Source organism: Paraburkholderia aspalathi, from assembly GCF_900116445.1.
GTDB lineage: Bacteria > Pseudomonadota > Gammaproteobacteria > Burkholderiales > Burkholderiaceae > Paraburkholderia > Paraburkholderia aspalathi.
Map to the genome: position 1 here is coordinate 23,689 of NZ_FPBH01000021.1, position 15,775 is coordinate 39,463.

A 15,775-nucleotide genomic window follows, 5' to 3' on the forward strand; every position below is an offset into this window, starting at 1 on the left:
CCAAACTCCTAGAACTTCAGGTCCGTGCTGGCCATCGCGAGTTTTTGCGCGGGATTGCCTTTGTACACAGACCAAGGCTCCGTACTTTTTGCAATAGCCGACGCCATCGCGACGAAGGTACCTTCGCCAAGGGTGATGCCATCTCGCAGCGTCGCGTTGACGCCCAGGAAGCTGTAAGCGCCGATCTTGCAATGGCCCGACATAACGACGTGCGACGTCATTGTGACGTGATCGTCGATCTGACCATGATGGCCGATATGATTGCCGCTCCACAGCACGACGTTGTTGCCGATACGCGTGAATGGCTGAAGCGTGTTGTCTTCCAGGATGAAGCAGTTCTCGCCGATTTCGTTGTCGAAGACCGTGGCTTTCGAACTGACGTAACTCGTCATTCGGTAGCCTTTTTCCTTGATGCCGAGAAAAATGCGCTCCCGGTCGCGGTTCATATGCTTGGGCGCCATCGGTGCGAAAAATTCGAAGTCTGCGGGCGGATGCGTGGCTTCCACTTCTTCGTAGGCGATCACCGGAAGACCTTTATAGGTGCGGCCCTCCGGCAGGTATGCCTGATTTACGCAGAACCCCGCGACGTGATGTGCGGAGTCGTGCTCCAGATAGTAATGCGCCAGTTCCGCGTAGTCGTTCAGACCGAAAATGAGCACGTTAGCCATTACTGGGGCTCCCTGTAGATATACGTGGTGTACTCGTACAAGCCGTAGTCGTTGCGCACGACATAGTGCCGGGACAGTTCTCTCACAACAAAATCGGTCAGATCGGCGATCGGTAGATGGAACAGGTCATCGCGTTCCCAATCTACCTGCTTCGACATGACGTTAAAGGCAATGCCGCGTCTCGCCTTGCTGAAAATCACCTTCAACATGCGCTTGAGAAAGGCAAACATGTCGTCGAACGAAAGCTGGCGTTTTTCGGTGAACACACCGTTCATGACGATGTAGTCGAACTGGCCGAGTTGTTCCTGCGCTGTCAGCACATCGAGGCATAGATACTCGTTTTTCGGATATTTGCTGCGCGACAGATCGCAAAAAGCTTGCGATGCATCGAGGCCCGAATACGTGAGCCCGGCGATCTGCCGCTCCTGCATGTATTGATAGAGGTGTGACGCGCCACAGCCGAAATCCAGCAGCGTGCCGGGTACGCCCGCCGGCTTCACCAGGTCGAGCATGACGCGGTAACGCGTGGCCGCGTCAGCCTCACTCGGCCAGTCCACGCCACGATGCGAGTCGCCGAATTTCTCGAGGCAGCTCTCGTAGTGGCGGATGAGCGCGTGATAGTTCTCACTCATGACAGCGTTCCACCTTTCAGCATGTCTGTGACGGTTGCGGCGTCGTTGCACATCAGAACGTCGATGATCGAGAGGCCCGCGAGGAATTCCTTGCCGGCTTGCACATATCGCGGCAATGCTGGCCTCAGGAAGCGCAACTGTATGCCGTGCTGCTCGAAATCGTTGCGGTTATACAGTTCAAGACCGCCAATCGCATTGATGTAGGTAGTCGCCCGCTCGCGCCGACAAATGTCGATGATGCGTGTTTGCGCTTTGAGTTCTTTATTCTCGTAACGCCGCGAAGTGTCGACGAGTTGCGTCGCGAGCCCAAGGTGATCGCGCACAGCCATCAAACTGTGGCGCAGATAATCTCCAAGATTGCTGGCGGAATGCTGCACAATCTGTTCGACGAGAGGAAAGACTCGCTCGAATTGAGGCGACCGCGCGTACGCTTGATGAATGGTTTTGACGATCTTGCCGCGCCATGTAGCGTCGTCGGCGAGTTCGATATCGCAAATCAGGCGGTTTTGACTTGCCTGTTTAAGCGGCACCGTGAACAGGTGCGCTGAGCCGTTGAGGTTGATCTGGTTGCGATTGATCCAGCCGCGGTTGATGAAATTCACGTCGTCGTAGATGACGAACGTGTCGACCTCGGCCATCAACTGAAAGTACCCGAGATATGGGAAAAAATACGGCTGCATGATGGCCAGCCGGCGATCAGCTTGCATGTTGCGACAGTCCCGCGGCGTTAAGCACGATATCGATGATCTGGTCCTGCGTACGCACGTCGAGCCCCGGGAAAATCGGCAGGCACAGCACTTCGCGCGAGATTTCCGTCGCGATCGGCAGATTTGACGGTGCTGCGGACGGCAGTCCCCGATACGTCGGAAACTCGTTGATCAGCGGATAGAAATAGCGTCGCGCGGCGATTTTATTGGCGCGCAATGCGTCGTAGAGCGCGTCGCGGCTCACCGGGAATTCGCTGCCTACGCGAACCGGAAAGTACGAGTAGTTGCGCGTGCAATTTTTCGGCACGTCCAGCAGGCGCAACCCTCTGACGTTCTGGAATGCAAGACGGTAGCGTTCGTCGATTTTCGCGCGCTCGGCCAGAATGTGGTCAATGTGCTCGAGTTGCAGCAGGCCGAATGCGGCCTGAATTTCGTTCATCTTGCCGTTGATGCCTGGTCCGACCACCGTCACTTCGTCCACAAAGCCGAAGTTCTTCAGATGGTCGATGCGGCGTTTGGTCTTGGCGTCCTGGCAAATGATCGCGCCGCCCTCGAACGTGTTGAAAACCTTGGTGCCATGAAAGCTCAACACTGACATGTCGCCGAATTCGAGTACCGAGCGGCCGTCTCGGCGCACGCCGAATGTGTGCGCCGCGTCGTACAACACCCGCAGGCCGTAGTTGTCGGCGATCCGGCCAATTTCTTCGACTGCGCAGGGATTGCCGTAGACGTGCACAGGCAGGATTGCCGTGGTCTGCGGAGTGATCGCGGCTTCGATCTTCGCCGGATCGAGATTCATGCTGTTCGGGTCGATATCGGCGAATACGGGACGAATGCCGTTCCAGTGCAACGCGTGCGTGGTGGCCACGAAGCTAAACGGCGTGGTGATGACTTCACCGCTTATTTTCATCGCCTGCAGCGCGGTGATCAGCGCCAGCGTGCCGTTCGAAAACAGTGAAAGGTGTTCTACACCGAGGTAGTCGCACAGCGATTGTTCGAGGCGAGCGTGGAACGGCCCGTTATTCGTGACCCATTTGCTGGCCCAGATCTGTTCCAGGTAGGGACGAAATTCATCCAGCGGTGGAAGGAAGGGCTGCGTGACTGGGATCAGCTGATCCATTGGACCTTTCATTGGGGCGCTCCAGACTTAACTTGCCGGCCGATTGCCGTGGGCTGTTGCCGCGCTTGCGAAGCAGGCCAGCTTGAGGAGAGTGTGTCACCGATGTATGGCGCTCGATCTGTCAATCAGGTGGTCGAATGCGGGCCAATTCCAGTGAATGCTCCTGACGGGGCAGCGACGGAGCGGTCGGCTTCCGGTCTCCGTCGCGTGTGTTTCTACTCGGAGCTTTGCTGCCACGACCAGGCGTCGATAGACGCGGGCGGCTCGCCGGCGCACCATCGCTCCCACATGGTGCGCAGCGCGCGAGAGAGGCCTTGTGCGATGATCTCCGGACGAAACACGGGAGATTGCGCGCAACGCCCCCTCAGGCTCGAACGCAACTCGGCGAGAGCATCAAAGTTTGCGGCCCAGTACTGTCCCTTCTGCAAAAACTGTTCTTTGCTGCCGGCGACAAACTCTTTGAGTCCGCTGTGCGCAAGTAATTGCGCGCCTCCGCGGCTAGGGATCGTGTCTCCCTCGATGCTAAGTGTCGGTACGCCCATCCACAATGCGTGCAGCGTAGTGGTCGCGCCCGTATAGGGAAACGTGTCGAGGCAGATATCGACTCGGTGGTGTTGCTGCATGTAGGCAGCCGTATTGGCGCGCGCCAGGAACTCGAGCCGCGCACGGGCGATACCTTCCGCAGCGAACCAGTCGACGATCATTTCCTGGACGTTGCCCGTCGGCAAGCCGCCGACCACCATGCGTGCGTTGGGAACTGAATGCAGTAACTGAGCCCACAGAGCGATCACTTCGGGATGCAGTTTGTTGATCCGGTTGAAGCTACCAAAGGTGATATAGCCGTTATGGAGCGCGGGCAGATAGTTGACCGGCGGACAGGCTGCGGGCGGCTGAAACGGCGCAACGGCCGGTAAATAGGCAATTTTTTCGACGAACTGCGCTTCCTGCTTTTCACTCGCCACAAGGAAAGGATCGGCGAGATAGTAGTCGACCGCGTTGAGTCCTGTCGTGCCCGGGTAGCCAATCCAGCTGGCTTGAACCGGCGCTGGCTTGCGAGCGAACGTCAACAGTCTATTGCGACCCGTGTGACCGGAAAGGTCGATCAGTACGTCGATACGGTCCTGACGGATCTTTTCGGCGAGCTGTTCGTCAGGCATACCTGTGATCTGTTGCCAGGTTTTTACGAAACCGCGCAGCGCCTGCGTATAGCTGTCTTCCCGGATGTGATTGCTGTAGACGTGCAGAGACAGGCCGTTGTCGAGGGAAAGGTGCTCCAGTACGGGCTGTAGGTAAGTCGCTACCGCGTGCTGAAACAAGTCCCCTGAAACCAGTCCGATTTTCAGTTGACGGTTGGGTGTGCGATTGTTCGAATGGCGTGGCCAAAGCGCGCGCACAGGGGCCTCGTGACGCTCGGCGAATTCAATGTGCTCGGCAAGCAGCGCCTGTGTATCGATCTTGGGGTTGTGCGTCAGTGCGAACAGAAAGTTATCGTGCGCGATGGCGTCTTTCGGGTCCGCTTCCAGGGCATGGCGAAAACTCTGTTCGGCATCTGCCATGAAACCCTGCTCTAGCAGCAACACGCCGAGCGTGCTGTGCGTGGTGCCCTGATTCGGAGCCAATTCTACGGCCCGGCGCGCGCTGGCCAAGCCGTCTTGAGCTTGGCCTTGTGCGACTAGCGCCATCCCGAGGATCCGGTGCGCCTCGCTATGATTGGGATTGGTGGCGATGATGCCCCTGCACTCCTGCTCCGCCTCGGCGTGCTGTCCCCTTAGGCGCAACGTATCGGCCAGCACGATGCGGCTTTCGAGGTCGTCCGATATGAGATCGGAGGCCTTGCGAAGGGGGGCGATCGCTTCGTCGTATTGGCCGAGGCGATGCAGAGCGATACCGAGGCTGCGCCAGGAGAAGCCGTCTGCCGGGAAGCGTTGTGTGAGCGTGCGCGCGAGTTTGATCGCCTCGGCAACCCGGCCCTTGTTGTAGAGAGTCGTGAAGCGGCTCGAGTCCTGCTGGCTCACTCGGCGTCCTGCGGCAATGCCTGACTTGCTGCGATCGGCAGTGCGGCTTGTCTCAACGAAGTCCGGATTGATGGACGTCTCGTGTCGCTCTCGCGGTGTCTGCTTCTCGGCGGATGATGCAGGGAACGTTTGGATGACTACATCAGGATTGGTCATCCGCGCGACCAGGCCGTCGACAGCCGGCCCTTTCAGTCCTTGCTTCTGACCTATTTCGAGCGCGAGCCATGCCGCCGCCGTTTCGCCGGCGTCCACCAACGCGCTGACATAGGCAATCCAGTACTGACCGTTTTGCGGCGCCGCTCCGAGTGCCAGTTCGAAGTGGGGGAGCGCATCCGCCGGCCGCGCGGTTTGCACGCATAGCACGCCGAGGTTGTAGCTGACGTCGGCGTGACCGGGCTTAGCCTCCAGAATGGCGAGATACAGCGCTTCCGCGTCACTGAATTCACCTTTGTGGTGATGCTCCAGCGCAGTCTGCAATACCAGAGCGATGTCCTGCTCAAGCTGTTGTTCGGGCGTCAAGGGTTCAGCGGTCGGCTGCTCGTACAGGAGAGTCATGGTGTCAGCGCAGAATGGTCTATGAAGGAAATTGTGCGACCAGGCGAGGCATTCCGATACGAGGAGATGACGGTGAAAAAGCCGCCTGTTTGCCGTATGGAGCGGGCTGTGGGAATCCGGAAGACAAGAAAAAAGCCCGCACGAGGCGGGCTGAGGGAACGAGCGCGCCCTCACTTCAGCGCGTAGTTCTTATTGTTGGGTCAAGCGGGTTTGTGCGGCCGCTTCGGGCCGGACAATGGCCGTCACACAGGCCCTGAATAGCCTACAAGCGAGCCATCCGCTGATATTCGCCGGCGGCCCTGGTTCGCCCGATCGCGGCTTCGAACTCAGTGTGCAGTTCGTTCTGGGTGGTTTCCGCATCGGCGAGCAGCGTCGCGTCGATGCCCTGAATCCGGCGGATCATTTCCAGCGCGGCTGGTTCCTGATCCGCCGACAGCGACATCAGCAGCGGGGAACGCGCTTCGGTCAAACGGGCCGCTTCCGGCCAATCGGCGAGTGAGGCCGCCTGTTCGATTTCTCGGGTGATCGACAGCAGGCGTTCGACCAACTCCGTCTGGTTCATTTCGATCGGGTCCATGGCTTAGCTCTTGTTGGTCGCCAGCGCGCCGGCGCTGTTGGTGCCGCCGAACAGGGCGGTCAGGTACTGCGAATTGTTGTTCATCGTCGCCATCAGCGTGTTCAGCGCGGTGAATTGCGCCTGATACTGGCTCGTCAATTGTGCAGTGTAATCGGCCAGCGCCGTTTGCTGTGTGGTGATGCTCTTCAGATCGGCGTTCAGCGCGGTGTTGCGCGTATCGATGATGCCGCCGGTCTGCGTAAAGGTGGTAATGCTGCTGTTCAACTGCTCGGCGATGCCGTTGGTCGAGTTGAAGAGCGAGGCGACCGTGGCCGGGTTAGCCGTCAGTGCGGTGCTCAGTGCAGAGTTGTCGACCACCATCGTGCCGTCTGCCGGGTCGTCCTTCAACGTGATACCGATCGAAGCCAGCGTGGTGCCGGTGCTGCCCGAGCCCACCGAGCCGCCCACGATTGAAGCCAGCGTGTTTTTGATGGTTTGCAGCGTCGAGTCGCCCAGCAGCGGACCTTGCGACGACGATCCGGAGCTGAACGACGTGAGCGTGGACATCGTCGTAACGACGGTGTTGTAAAGGCTGACGAAGTTGTTGATCGCGGTGCTTTGCGACGCAGTGTCCGTCGCAATGGTCAGCGTCTGCGTGGTGCCCGCGGATGCTGCCGTCAGGTTCATCGTGACGCCGGAAATCGCGCTCGTCACAGAATTGGTTGAGCTGCTGGCAGCGATCCCGCCTACCGTGAATTCCGCGTCCTGGGCAAACGAACTCTGCGTCCAGGCACTGCTCGAGTTCGCCGACGTGATGGACGATTGGCCGCCCGTGGTGCTCGCGGTCGAGGTCACGCCGAGGCTCGACAAGCCGGTGTCGGACGTGACATTGCTAGTCGAGACGTTGATGACGTTGGCGGCACCCGTGTTCGCCGCGCGCAGTACCAGGTGGGCACCATCCGTACCGGTCACGATGGTCGCCGTGACGCCGGGGTTGCTGCTGCTGGAGTTGATTGCGGACGCGATGCCGGAGAGAGTGTTGTTGGTGCTGTCGACGCTGATGTCCATCGACTTGCCGCCGAGCGAAACCGTCAGCGTACCGGTGCCCAATTGCGTGGTGGCGCCGAACGCCGCCGAGGACAAAGCCTGCGAGCTGGCGATCTGCGTTACCGCAACCGAGTAGGTGCCGGCCACCGCGCCCACACCGGCTGTCGCCGACAGACCTGTGCCGCTGGTGGTTGCCGCGAAAGTCGACAGTGTGGTGCCGTTGGCGAGGTTCGCAATGCCCGACTGCAGCGCGCCCAGCGCGGAACTCAGGGCACCGTATGCGGACAACGTGGTGCTATCCGTGGTTTGTTGCGCCGCCAGAGCCGCCGTTTGTCCGGCAGTCTTCGCGTTCACGAGTGCCGTAACGAGCGTCGACACGTCCATCGACGAGTTGCCGGTCGAGCCACTGATGATCGATTGAGCGGCCGACTGCAGCGCTGAGTTGGCGGCGGCGGTCGACGCAGCAGTAGACGTGGTTGAGATCGAGGACATGCAGAGGCTCCGGGCGTCTGGAAATCTGTATTGGGTGGTGCGCGATGCTACTACATCACTTCTTGAGCGGAATGCACAGCGGGAGGCATGCCTCCCGTTGCTTGAAACCCGGTGAGGCGCCGCACTTGCGCGCGGCGCCTCACCTTACTGCGTCAGCTCTTACTGCAGGAGCTTCAGAACTTGCTGCGGGTTCGAGTTAGCTTGCGCCAACACCGAGATACCAGCTTGTTGCAGCACTTGCGCCTTGCTCAGGTTCGCCGTTTCTTGTGCGAAGTTGGCGTCCGTGATTTGCGATTGTGCCGACGACAGGTCGGTCGACTCAGCTTGCTGCGACGTTGCGATTGCCGTGAAGCGGTTTTGTGCGGCACCCAGCGAAGCCTGCAGGTTGTTGACGGTCTGCAGTGCGTTGTCGATGGAGACCATTGCTTCGTTCGCGCCGGTGACCGTGCTGATGTCGAGGCCCGAAACCGTCGGCGGGTTGTTGATCGCGTTGATCTGTGCGACGGCAGCCACGGCAGCCGTGGAAGCTGCTCCAGTCGTCGGAAGTGCCGCAGTGTTCAGCGCCAACGAAGTGACGGCGGTACCAGTACCGGTCCCCGTACCTGCGCTGAAGATCGCGCCGGCCACGCCAGATGTGATAGCCGTGTTGTTCTGGTCCGTGAACGTGTAACCACCCTTGCCATCCGACAGCACGTTGATCGATGTGATCGTGGCGCCCGAGCTGGTGTATGCGCCCGATGCGTCGAGGCTCACGGCGATCGTGCCGACCGTTTGACCTGTTTGCACCAAGCCGCCACCGATCTGCGCTGCCGACATCGACTGGCTCAGATCCAGAGTGATCGTTTGGCCGACGTTCGCGCCGACTTGGAACGTCACGCTGCCTGCCGAGCCGTCCAGAATGTTCGTGCCGTTGTACGTCGTTTGCGACGCGATACGGTTCACTTCCGAGATCTGTGCTGCCACTTCCTTCTGCAGAGCTGCCTGGTCGCTCGACGACAGCGAACCGGTCGATGCTTGCACCGCCAGTTGGCGGATACGTTGCAGGCTCGACGTCAGCGAGGACAGTGCGCTCGATGCGGTTTGGATCATCGACACGCCGTCATTCGCATTCGACACGCCCTGGTTCAGGCCGTTGATCTGCGTTTGCATACGCGTCGAGATCGCCAGACCTGCTGCGTCGTCAGCCGCGCTGTTGATGCGCTTGCCCGACGACAGACGGGTGATGGCTTGCGAAAGGGCGCTTTGCGAGCCATTAAGGTTTTGCTGTGCAACCAGCGAGTTGATGTTGCTATTGATTCCGAGCATGAAAATCTCCTAAATAAGCCTTGAGCCCAATACGCCACGTTGGCATCGGCGGAAGCACTCGTTCATTGCTGGCCGCCTCAGTGAAGGTTGACGGCGCGTCTAAAAAAAACTTGAGGAACTTTGTGCAATAGCGACCCAATTGTTTTTCGAGCCGGTTGGGCCGCTACCCGTCTGCAAGACGCTTGCAGCCTTGTTCGGGAGATCCACTGCAGGTATTGAAAAGACGGCGTATTCTCCTTTCCTCTTGTGACAAACCCTGGAAAAATCATGCAAAAACTCCGGATTGGACGTTCCGAATTAGAGGTCGCGCCGCTTATGTTCGGTGGCAATGTATTTGGCTGGACAGCCGATGAATCGACCTCCTTTTCGATCCTGGATGCATTTGTCGATGCGGGGCTCAACTTTATCGATACCGCCGATGTCTATTCCGCGTGGGCGCCGGGAAACCAGGGTGGCGAATCGGAAACCATCATCGGCAAGTGGTTCAGGCGGAGCGGCAAGCGCGACAGGATCGTGCTCGCCACCAAGGTTTCGAAGCACCCGCAGCGCAAGGGTTTGTCGGCGGCGAACATTCAGGCGGCAGTCGAGGATTCGCTGCGCCGCTTGCAGACGGATTACATCGATGTCTATTTTTCTCACGACGACGACACCGAAACGCCTTTGGCCGAAACCCTCGGCGCGTATCAGAAGCTGATCGAGGCGGGCAAGGTGCGGGTGATCGGCGCGTCGAACTACAGCGGCGCGCGCGTCGAGGAAGCACTCGCCGTGTCCCGCCAACATGGGCTGCCCGAGTACCAGTTGCTGCAGCCGGAGTACAACCTGTACGACCGCGCGGAGTATGAGCGCGACATCGAGCCGGTGGCGCTCGCCAATCAGCTCAGCGTGGTGGTGTACTGGAGCCTTGCAAGCGGCTTTCTGTCCGGCAAGTACCGTTCGCAGGCCGATCTGGCCAACAAGGCGCGCGGCAGCCGGGTCGAGAAGTATCTGAACGAGCGTGGTTTGCGGATTCTGGACGCGCTCGACCGGGTCGCCGGGCGGCACGGCAGCACGCCAGCCACGGTCGCGCTGGCATGGCTGATCGCCCGCCCGAGTGTAACGGCCCCAATTGCCAGCGCGACCTCGGTTGACCAGCTCAAAAGTCTGGCCGCCGCCGTCCATCTGATGCTGACCGGCACCGATATCCGCGAGCTGGACGAGGCAAGCGCCTGACCCGCGCAGAGACCTGGCGCGATCGCTAAACCCCTGGTAGGATGGAGAGTTTCCTGATATCATCGGGAGTGAATTGAGATCTTTGCCTGTTTCGTCAATGTTTTTCATTGATGAAAGGTTGGCGAAACGGCAGCAGACGCGGCATATGTGTTACGTCTGTCCGCGTTCCGCGGTGAACTCCCCACCTCTCTTTTCCGGCCTCCGTGGCCGTTATGCCTCTCGTTTCATTCGTGGTTTGGCCGGGATTTATCCCGCGTTTGCCTGTTACTGGCCATGAATCGGAACGACCGGAGGGCCGGCGCGTGAGCGGTATCCGCCACGCAATTTACCCCTATCAAGTGATTGAGTTAGGAATTACATGACGACGATTCTTCTGAAAGAAAACGAGCCGTTCGAAGTGGCGATTCGCCGCTTTCGTCGCGCAATCGAAAAGAATGGCCTGATCGCTGAACTGCGTGAGCGTCAATCGTACGAAAAGCCGACTACGGCACGTAAGCGCAAGAAGGCTGCTGCTGTGAAGCGCCTGCACAAGCGCCTGCGCAGCCAGATGCTGCCGAAAAAGCTGCACTAAGCACGCTTTTTCGCGCTGCATTTCGCGCACTGTACGCCGAACGGCGGTGTGAGCTTCGAAAGAAGCCACATCGCCGTTTTGCTTTTGGGAGTCGATTTACGTTGGGTTTTTGCCGCCGCACCGAGGCTCGTTACGCGGCGCTCTTCAGGCGCTCGGCGGACAGGCCGAATTGCCGGGCAATCGAGCTCAGACGCTCATGCCATTCCCACGTGCCGAACACGTCGTGCACGTTCTGCAGGCAACTCAGCAGAGCGATTGTGGCGGGGTCGTAGACATTGAGGCGAGCGCGCAGGAGCGCCTTTTTGAGCGCAGAGATGCCGGCATCCATATACGCAGGCACCTCGGTGGCCGCGCGGCCGATGTAGCGCACTGGAACGCCTTCCATCGCAGTCATGTAGTCGCGCGGCTTGATGAAGCTGCCGACCGGGCAACCGCCGCAGTAGCCGCGGTATGCGCCGCCGCCACGCGGTAGCAAGGCGGCGCGTTTCTGGCCGAGCAGATGGTCCACGGCCTGGTCGAAAATCTCCTGATGGGTCAGGAAATTAAGGGTTTTCATGGTTGGTCTCCCATGCGTTACGCAGCGGTTATTCGTTGTTCGAGCGCATGAACGGCAGTATCGGATACGCGCCAATTAATGAAGCCCGGACTAGCAATGCGAAAAGCCTTCAATTCCCGGGTTTGGCTCGTTTGCCCTTTCTGCCGCTTATGCCGGTCTGGCGACACCGTCCGCCACCGTGGCGGCCAGCGCTCACCATCTCTATAACGACTGCCCGCGTGAAAAGCGTAGACAGGGCTTTACCGGATGGCCGGCGTTCGCCTGGAACGTGAGCGGCGCCTCAGACGCTTTACGCCAGGCGCTACCAACCGCTGCCGCTGCGCTGCTTCAGCCGGCCTTGCGATTGCGTCCCTTCTTGCCAAGCGCCGCGCATCGCGCGCGGCACATACAGCTTGCCTCGTGATCATTCACCATGCCGACCGCCTGCATGAACGCATAGCAGATCGTCGAGCCGACGAACTTGCAGCCGTAGCGCTTCAGCCCCTTGCTGAGCGCGTCCGAAATTTCGGTCGATGCGGGCGCCTGTTTATACGATGCCCAATCGTTCTGGATCGGCGTCTGATCGACGAACGACCATACGAAGTTGGCGAGCGAGCCGTGCTCGGCCTGAATCTGCTGCACTGCGCGCGCGTTGGTAATGGCCGATTCGATCTTGCCGCGATGGCGCACGATACTTTCGTCCAGCACCAGCGCATCGACCTGTTTGGGCGTAAAGCGCGCAACCTTGTCGATGTCGAAGTCGGCGAAGGCGCGGCGATAGCCGGTTCGCTTATTAAGAATCGTCGACCATGACAATCCCGCCTGGGCGCCTTCCAGTACGAGTAGTTCGAACAAATGCTGATCGTCGCGCGAGGGCACGCCCCACTCGGTGTCGTGGTAGTGTGCGAGCGCTTCGCTCGATACCCAGTTGCATCGCTGTGTCACTTTTGCGCTCCCGCGTTGTCATGTCGTCCGTCAGCATAGCGGAAGCCGGGCGCGCCGCAAGCTGGCCATTCGGCCGATTGCGGGATTGAAACTGACCTGCCACGCTATGCGTTATTCACCACCTGAACTCACTCGATTCGATGAATAAAGACCTCTTTCTGATCGGCATTGACGGCGGCGGCACGGGTACGCGAGTCGTACTCGGCGACGCGCAGGGCCGCGAACTGGCGCAGGCGGCGAGCGGCCCCTCGGGGCTGGGCCTCGGTGTGGAACGCGCGTGGCAGGCCATTGAGGCCGGCTGCGCCGCCGCATTCGCACGGGCCGACATGTCATTGGACTGGGCGCGCTGCGTACTCGGTTGCGGGTTGGCAGGGGTCAATAACCGCGACTGGCTGGCTGCGTTTCGCGCGCAGGCGCCGACGGTAGCCGGGCTTGCGGTGGAAAGCGATGTGTACACCACCTTGCTTGGTGCGCACGGCGGCGCGCAGGGCGTGGTCGTCGCGCTTGGCACCGGCAGTCAGGCGGCTGTGCTTGACGGCAACGGCGAGTGCCGAACTGCCGGCGGCTTCGGTTACCCATCGGGTGACGAGGCGAGCGGCGCGTGGCTTGGGCTGCGAGCCATCGTGTACGCCCAGCAGGCGGCCGACGGCCGTGTACCCAACGACGATCTGGCGCAGGCGCTGCTCGCCCACACCGGCGCACATGACAGCGACAGCCTCGTGGTCTGGCTGTGCGAAGCCAATCAAACCGCTTACGCAAGGCTCGCGCCGATCGTCTTTGCACATCGCACGCATCCGTTTGCCGCGCGTTTGCTCGGCGAAGCCGGCCTGGAAGTGGGCAAGATGATTGCCGCGCTCGACCCTTCGGAGACCCTGCCGGTCGCGCTGTGCGGCGGTCTCGGCGCACCCTTGCGCGAGTACGTGCCGCAGAGCTATCAAGCCCGTTTGCGCGAGCCGTTGGCGGACTCGGCACACGGCGGTTTGCAGTTGGCGCGGCGCGAAGCGGCTCGCATCGGCGGTTGAGAATCGTCGGGCGCGCCGGGTGCGATCTCTCGGATGCGGCGCACAACGGTAAAATGCGATCTTTGACGCTGCCCGGCTGCCCACACTATGTACAAAGTCATTGCCACGGATCTCGACGGTACGCTGCTCAACGCCGATCACCAGGTGGACCCGTTTACGATCGCCACCGTGCGTAAGCTGGAAAGCGACGGGCTGCATTTCGTGATCGCCACGGGGCGCCACTATAGCGACGTTGCGGGCATTCGCGACCTGCTGGGCATCGAGCCGTACCTGATCACGTCGAACGGTGCGCGCATTCACGCGCCGGACAACACCGTGATCCACGCCGACGACCTGCCGCCGGCCATCGTGCAGCGGTTGGTGCTGCCGGAAATCGTCGGCGAGCACGGACGTGTGATCGTCAACCTGTTCGCCGACCAGGCGTGGTTGATCGACCGCGATGCGCCGGACCTGCTGAAATTCCATCAGGATTCCGGCTTCACCTACGAGGTCACCGACCTGCTGAAACACGACGGCGTCGACATTGCCAAGGTCCTCTACATCGGTGACCCTGCTGACCTCGCGCAAATCTCGGCCAACCTGGCGCGCGAATTTGGCGACGCGCTGTACGTTACCTATTCGCTGCCGGATTGCCTTGAGGTGATGACGTCGAACGTATCGAAGGGCCGTGCTTTGCAGATCGTGCTCGAGTGCCTCGGCGTCGGTGCCTCGCACTGCGTGGCGTTCGGCGACAACATGAACGATATCGACCTGCTGGAGACAGCCGGCCATCCGTTCATGATGAACAACGCCAATCCCGATCTCATCACGCGTCTGCCAAACGTGCCGCGCATCGGCAACAACTTCGAAGCGGGCGTGGCGCACCATCTGCGCAAACTGTTCTCGCTCGACGACGAACTGATGTCCTGAAAACGGACCGGCCCGCATCCTCTTTCGTGGATGCGGGCCGGTTGTTCGCCTCCCCAGGCGAAGGCCTTACGAGCCAGCGCTACGATTAGCCGTGCCACCCGCCACGGCGATCGCCGTGGTCATCGTGACCCCAGTGGCGGTCGTTGTGATTCCAGCCGCGGTTATCCCGGTGGTCGTCGCGATAGTAGCCGCCGCGGTCGTAGCGGTGGTCCCAGCCGCCGTTGCCGTAGTACACCGGCTGCGGCGCTGCGTAGACGGGTGCAGGCTGGGCATAAACCGGTGCGCCGAGCGACAGGCCGATATTCAGATCCGTATGGGCTTGCGCGACACCGCATGCGCCCGCCGCGAGTCCAGCAGCAACCAGCAAGTGAGTGACGATGCGTTTCATGTTGTTCTCCTGTGAGGCGACGTATGTTTGTCGCACAGGACCAATCTACGCATTCCGGTCGCTGATTAGTGAGACGAGATGTTACGGACTGCAAGCATCATCGCAGGGTTTGAAAGGCAATAGAAGGAACATTCGAACGCAACACGCGGTATGCGTTTTCCGGCCGAAGCCCCGTCAAATAAGGCCCCCCGGCTTCCTGGGACGAGCCGGCATCCAGTTCCCATAGTCTATTGCAGCATTCGGACGGCTGCGCCCGTAATCGCGGCTTACATCTGTATTACTCAATTAATCAGCCGAGCCAGAGGAAGCACCCGCCGCAGCCGCGGAAGGCGCTCCCGGCAGCGCCGCGCATGGGCAATCCGCAGCGCGGCCGTTCAGTCCTTGCCGGTCAAGCTTGAACGTGGCGTGGGCCGTGCCGTTTTGCCAGTTGAGGCGAACGATATAAATACTGTCGAAGTCGTCGCTTTGCCAGTTGGGGACATCGGCGGCATTGCCGCCATGCGTGCTCATCATCTGGCGCAGCAACTTCACGATCAACTTGTGCTCCCATGCAACGACAATCAGCTTGTTGCGATTGGCCGGATTGACGAGCGCTGTGCCGAGTTGATCGATCTGGGCGAAGCCGTATGGCGTTTGCACCGGCATCTGGAACTGGATGGCGGTTGGCTCGATGGTCGCAAGCGGCCGGACATAGTAATAGGGATGACCGCTGTCGTCCTTTTGCTGGCCGGGATCGGGTGCGTAGATCGCATCCGGTTTGCCGAACTTGGCGGCGATCACGGCCGGCAGGGCCAGCGCGCGGTTGAGCCCCTGGCAATTGAGCTGGCCGTAACCCTTGGCGGGTTTCTCGCCGTGGCGCACGAATACGAGCGTTTCGGTATTGCTGTCCGCCGCATGGGCCGCGGGTAACGCCAGTACGCCTGCACACAAACCGCCGATGGAGAGTGCGACGCCATGCAGGAATCCGCGGAAACGGGTCATCGGTAGCACCTGTGCGAGCTTGGGAAGTCGCACGATTCTAGCAGCGGGTTATCGGCAGGCCATGGGCTGCCAGCATTGTGCGCAAAAACGAAACGGGCGCCGTAGCGCCCGCTTTGAT

16 protein-coding genes are annotated in these 15,775 nt (G+C 60.3%); 4 read left to right on the forward strand and 12 right to left on the reverse strand.

Annotation, left to right across the window (positions count from 1 at the left end; genetic code table 11):
* Positions 1-8 precede the first annotated feature (8 nt).
* The 8 genes from BM438_RS27590 to BM438_RS27625 all read right to left on the reverse strand — a co-directional run bounded on the left by BM438_RS27590 (position 9) and on the right by BM438_RS27625 (position 9,097).
* Complete coding sequence (locus BM438_RS27590) at positions 9-668, reverse strand: acetyltransferase (protein WP_093640745.1); 660 nt, start codon at positions 666-668, stop codon at positions 9-11.
* Complete coding sequence (locus tag BM438_RS27595) at positions 668-1,300, reverse strand: class I SAM-dependent methyltransferase (protein ID WP_093640748.1); 633 nt, start codon at positions 1,298-1,300, stop codon at positions 668-670. Before BM438_RS27595 ends, BM438_RS27590 begins: the two co-directional genes overlap by 1 nt.
* A complete protein-coding gene (locus BM438_RS27600; RefSeq protein ID WP_093640751.1) occupies positions 1,297-2,007 on the reverse strand; it encodes a WbqC family protein in 711 nt (236 codons plus the stop codon). Before BM438_RS27600 ends, BM438_RS27595 begins: the two co-directional genes overlap by 4 nt.
* Positions 1,997-3,127, reverse strand: a complete 1,131-nt coding sequence (locus BM438_RS27605) for a DegT/DnrJ/EryC1/StrS family aminotransferase (protein ID WP_093640754.1) — start codon at positions 3,125-3,127, stop codon at positions 1,997-1,999. Before BM438_RS27605 ends, BM438_RS27600 begins: the two co-directional genes overlap by 11 nt.
* A gap of 215 nt (positions 3,128-3,342) precedes the next feature.
* Positions 3,343-5,697 carry a tetratricopeptide repeat protein gene (locus BM438_RS27610; RefSeq protein WP_093640757.1) on the reverse strand — a complete coding sequence of 785 codons (2,355 nt, stop codon included), beginning with the start codon at positions 5,695-5,697 and terminating at the stop codon, positions 3,343-3,345.
* A gap of 262 nt (positions 5,698-5,959) precedes the next feature.
* Positions 5,960-6,274 (reverse strand): flagellar protein FliT, encoded by a 315-nt coding sequence (locus tag BM438_RS27615; RefSeq protein WP_093640760.1) that lies wholly within the window; start codon positions 6,272-6,274, stop codon positions 5,960-5,962.
* A 3-nt stretch (positions 6,275-6,277) separates the two neighbouring features.
* Positions 6,278-7,792: a flagellar filament capping protein FliD gene (gene fliD, locus BM438_RS27620; RefSeq protein ID WP_093640762.1), complete on the reverse strand. Its 1,515-nt coding sequence runs from the start codon at positions 7,790-7,792 to the stop codon at positions 6,278-6,280.
* 159 nt (positions 7,793-7,951) lie between these two features.
* Positions 7,952-9,097 (reverse strand): flagellin, encoded by a 1,146-nt coding sequence (locus BM438_RS27625; RefSeq protein ID WP_093640765.1) that lies wholly within the window; start codon positions 9,095-9,097, stop codon positions 7,952-7,954.
* A gap of 267 nt (positions 9,098-9,364) precedes the next feature.
* Here BM438_RS27625 and BM438_RS27630 point away from each other — a divergent pair, with 267 nt between their 5' ends.
* Together BM438_RS27630 and rpsU are read left to right on the forward strand one after the other, a co-directional pair.
* The gene (locus BM438_RS27630) at positions 9,365-10,306 is read left to right on the forward strand and encodes an aldo/keto reductase (protein ID WP_093640767.1); all 942 of its coding nucleotides are present in this window, start codon (positions 9,365-9,367) and stop codon (positions 10,304-10,306) included.
* A gap of 358 nt (positions 10,307-10,664) precedes the next feature.
* Positions 10,665-10,877, forward strand: coding sequence for a 30S ribosomal protein S21 (gene rpsU, locus BM438_RS27635; RefSeq protein WP_006050883.1), 213 nt, complete (start codon positions 10,665-10,667; stop codon positions 10,875-10,877).
* A 130-nt stretch (positions 10,878-11,007) separates the two neighbouring features.
* Here the strand turns inward: rpsU and BM438_RS27640 are convergent, their stop codons facing one another.
* Together BM438_RS27640 and BM438_RS27645 are read right to left on the reverse strand one after the other, a co-directional pair.
* On the reverse strand, positions 11,008-11,433 hold the full coding sequence (locus tag BM438_RS27640; RefSeq protein WP_093640769.1) for a hypothetical protein: 426 nt from the start codon (positions 11,431-11,433) through the stop codon (positions 11,008-11,010).
* A gap of 327 nt (positions 11,434-11,760) precedes the next feature.
* Complete coding sequence (locus BM438_RS27645; protein ID WP_093640771.1) at positions 11,761-12,357, reverse strand: DNA-3-methyladenine glycosylase I; 597 nt, start codon at positions 12,355-12,357, stop codon at positions 11,761-11,763.
* Between the two features lie 140 nt (positions 12,358-12,497).
* On the opposite strand from BM438_RS27645, the gene BM438_RS27650 reads away from it, so the two are divergent.
* Positions 12,498-13,379, forward strand: coding sequence for a glucosamine kinase nucleotide-binding domain-containing protein (locus tag BM438_RS27650; protein WP_093640774.1), 882 nt, complete (start codon positions 12,498-12,500; stop codon positions 13,377-13,379).
* Between the two features lie 87 nt (positions 13,380-13,466).
* Complete coding sequence (locus BM438_RS27655) at positions 13,467-14,288, forward strand: Cof-type HAD-IIB family hydrolase (protein ID WP_093640777.1); 822 nt, start codon at positions 13,467-13,469, stop codon at positions 14,286-14,288.
* Positions 14,289-14,373: 85 nt separating this feature from the next.
* On the opposite strand, the gene BM438_RS27660 is transcribed toward BM438_RS27655, so the two are convergent.
* Positions 14,374-14,676 carry a PXPV repeat protein gene (locus BM438_RS27660; protein ID WP_093640780.1) on the reverse strand — a complete coding sequence of 101 codons (303 nt, stop codon included), beginning with the start codon at positions 14,674-14,676 and terminating at the stop codon, positions 14,374-14,376.
* 285 nt (positions 14,677-14,961) lie between these two features.
* Positions 14,962-15,657 (reverse strand): histidine phosphatase family protein, encoded by a 696-nt coding sequence (locus BM438_RS27665; RefSeq protein ID WP_093640783.1) that lies wholly within the window; start codon positions 15,655-15,657, stop codon positions 14,962-14,964.
* Positions 15,658-15,775 lie beyond the last annotated feature (118 nt).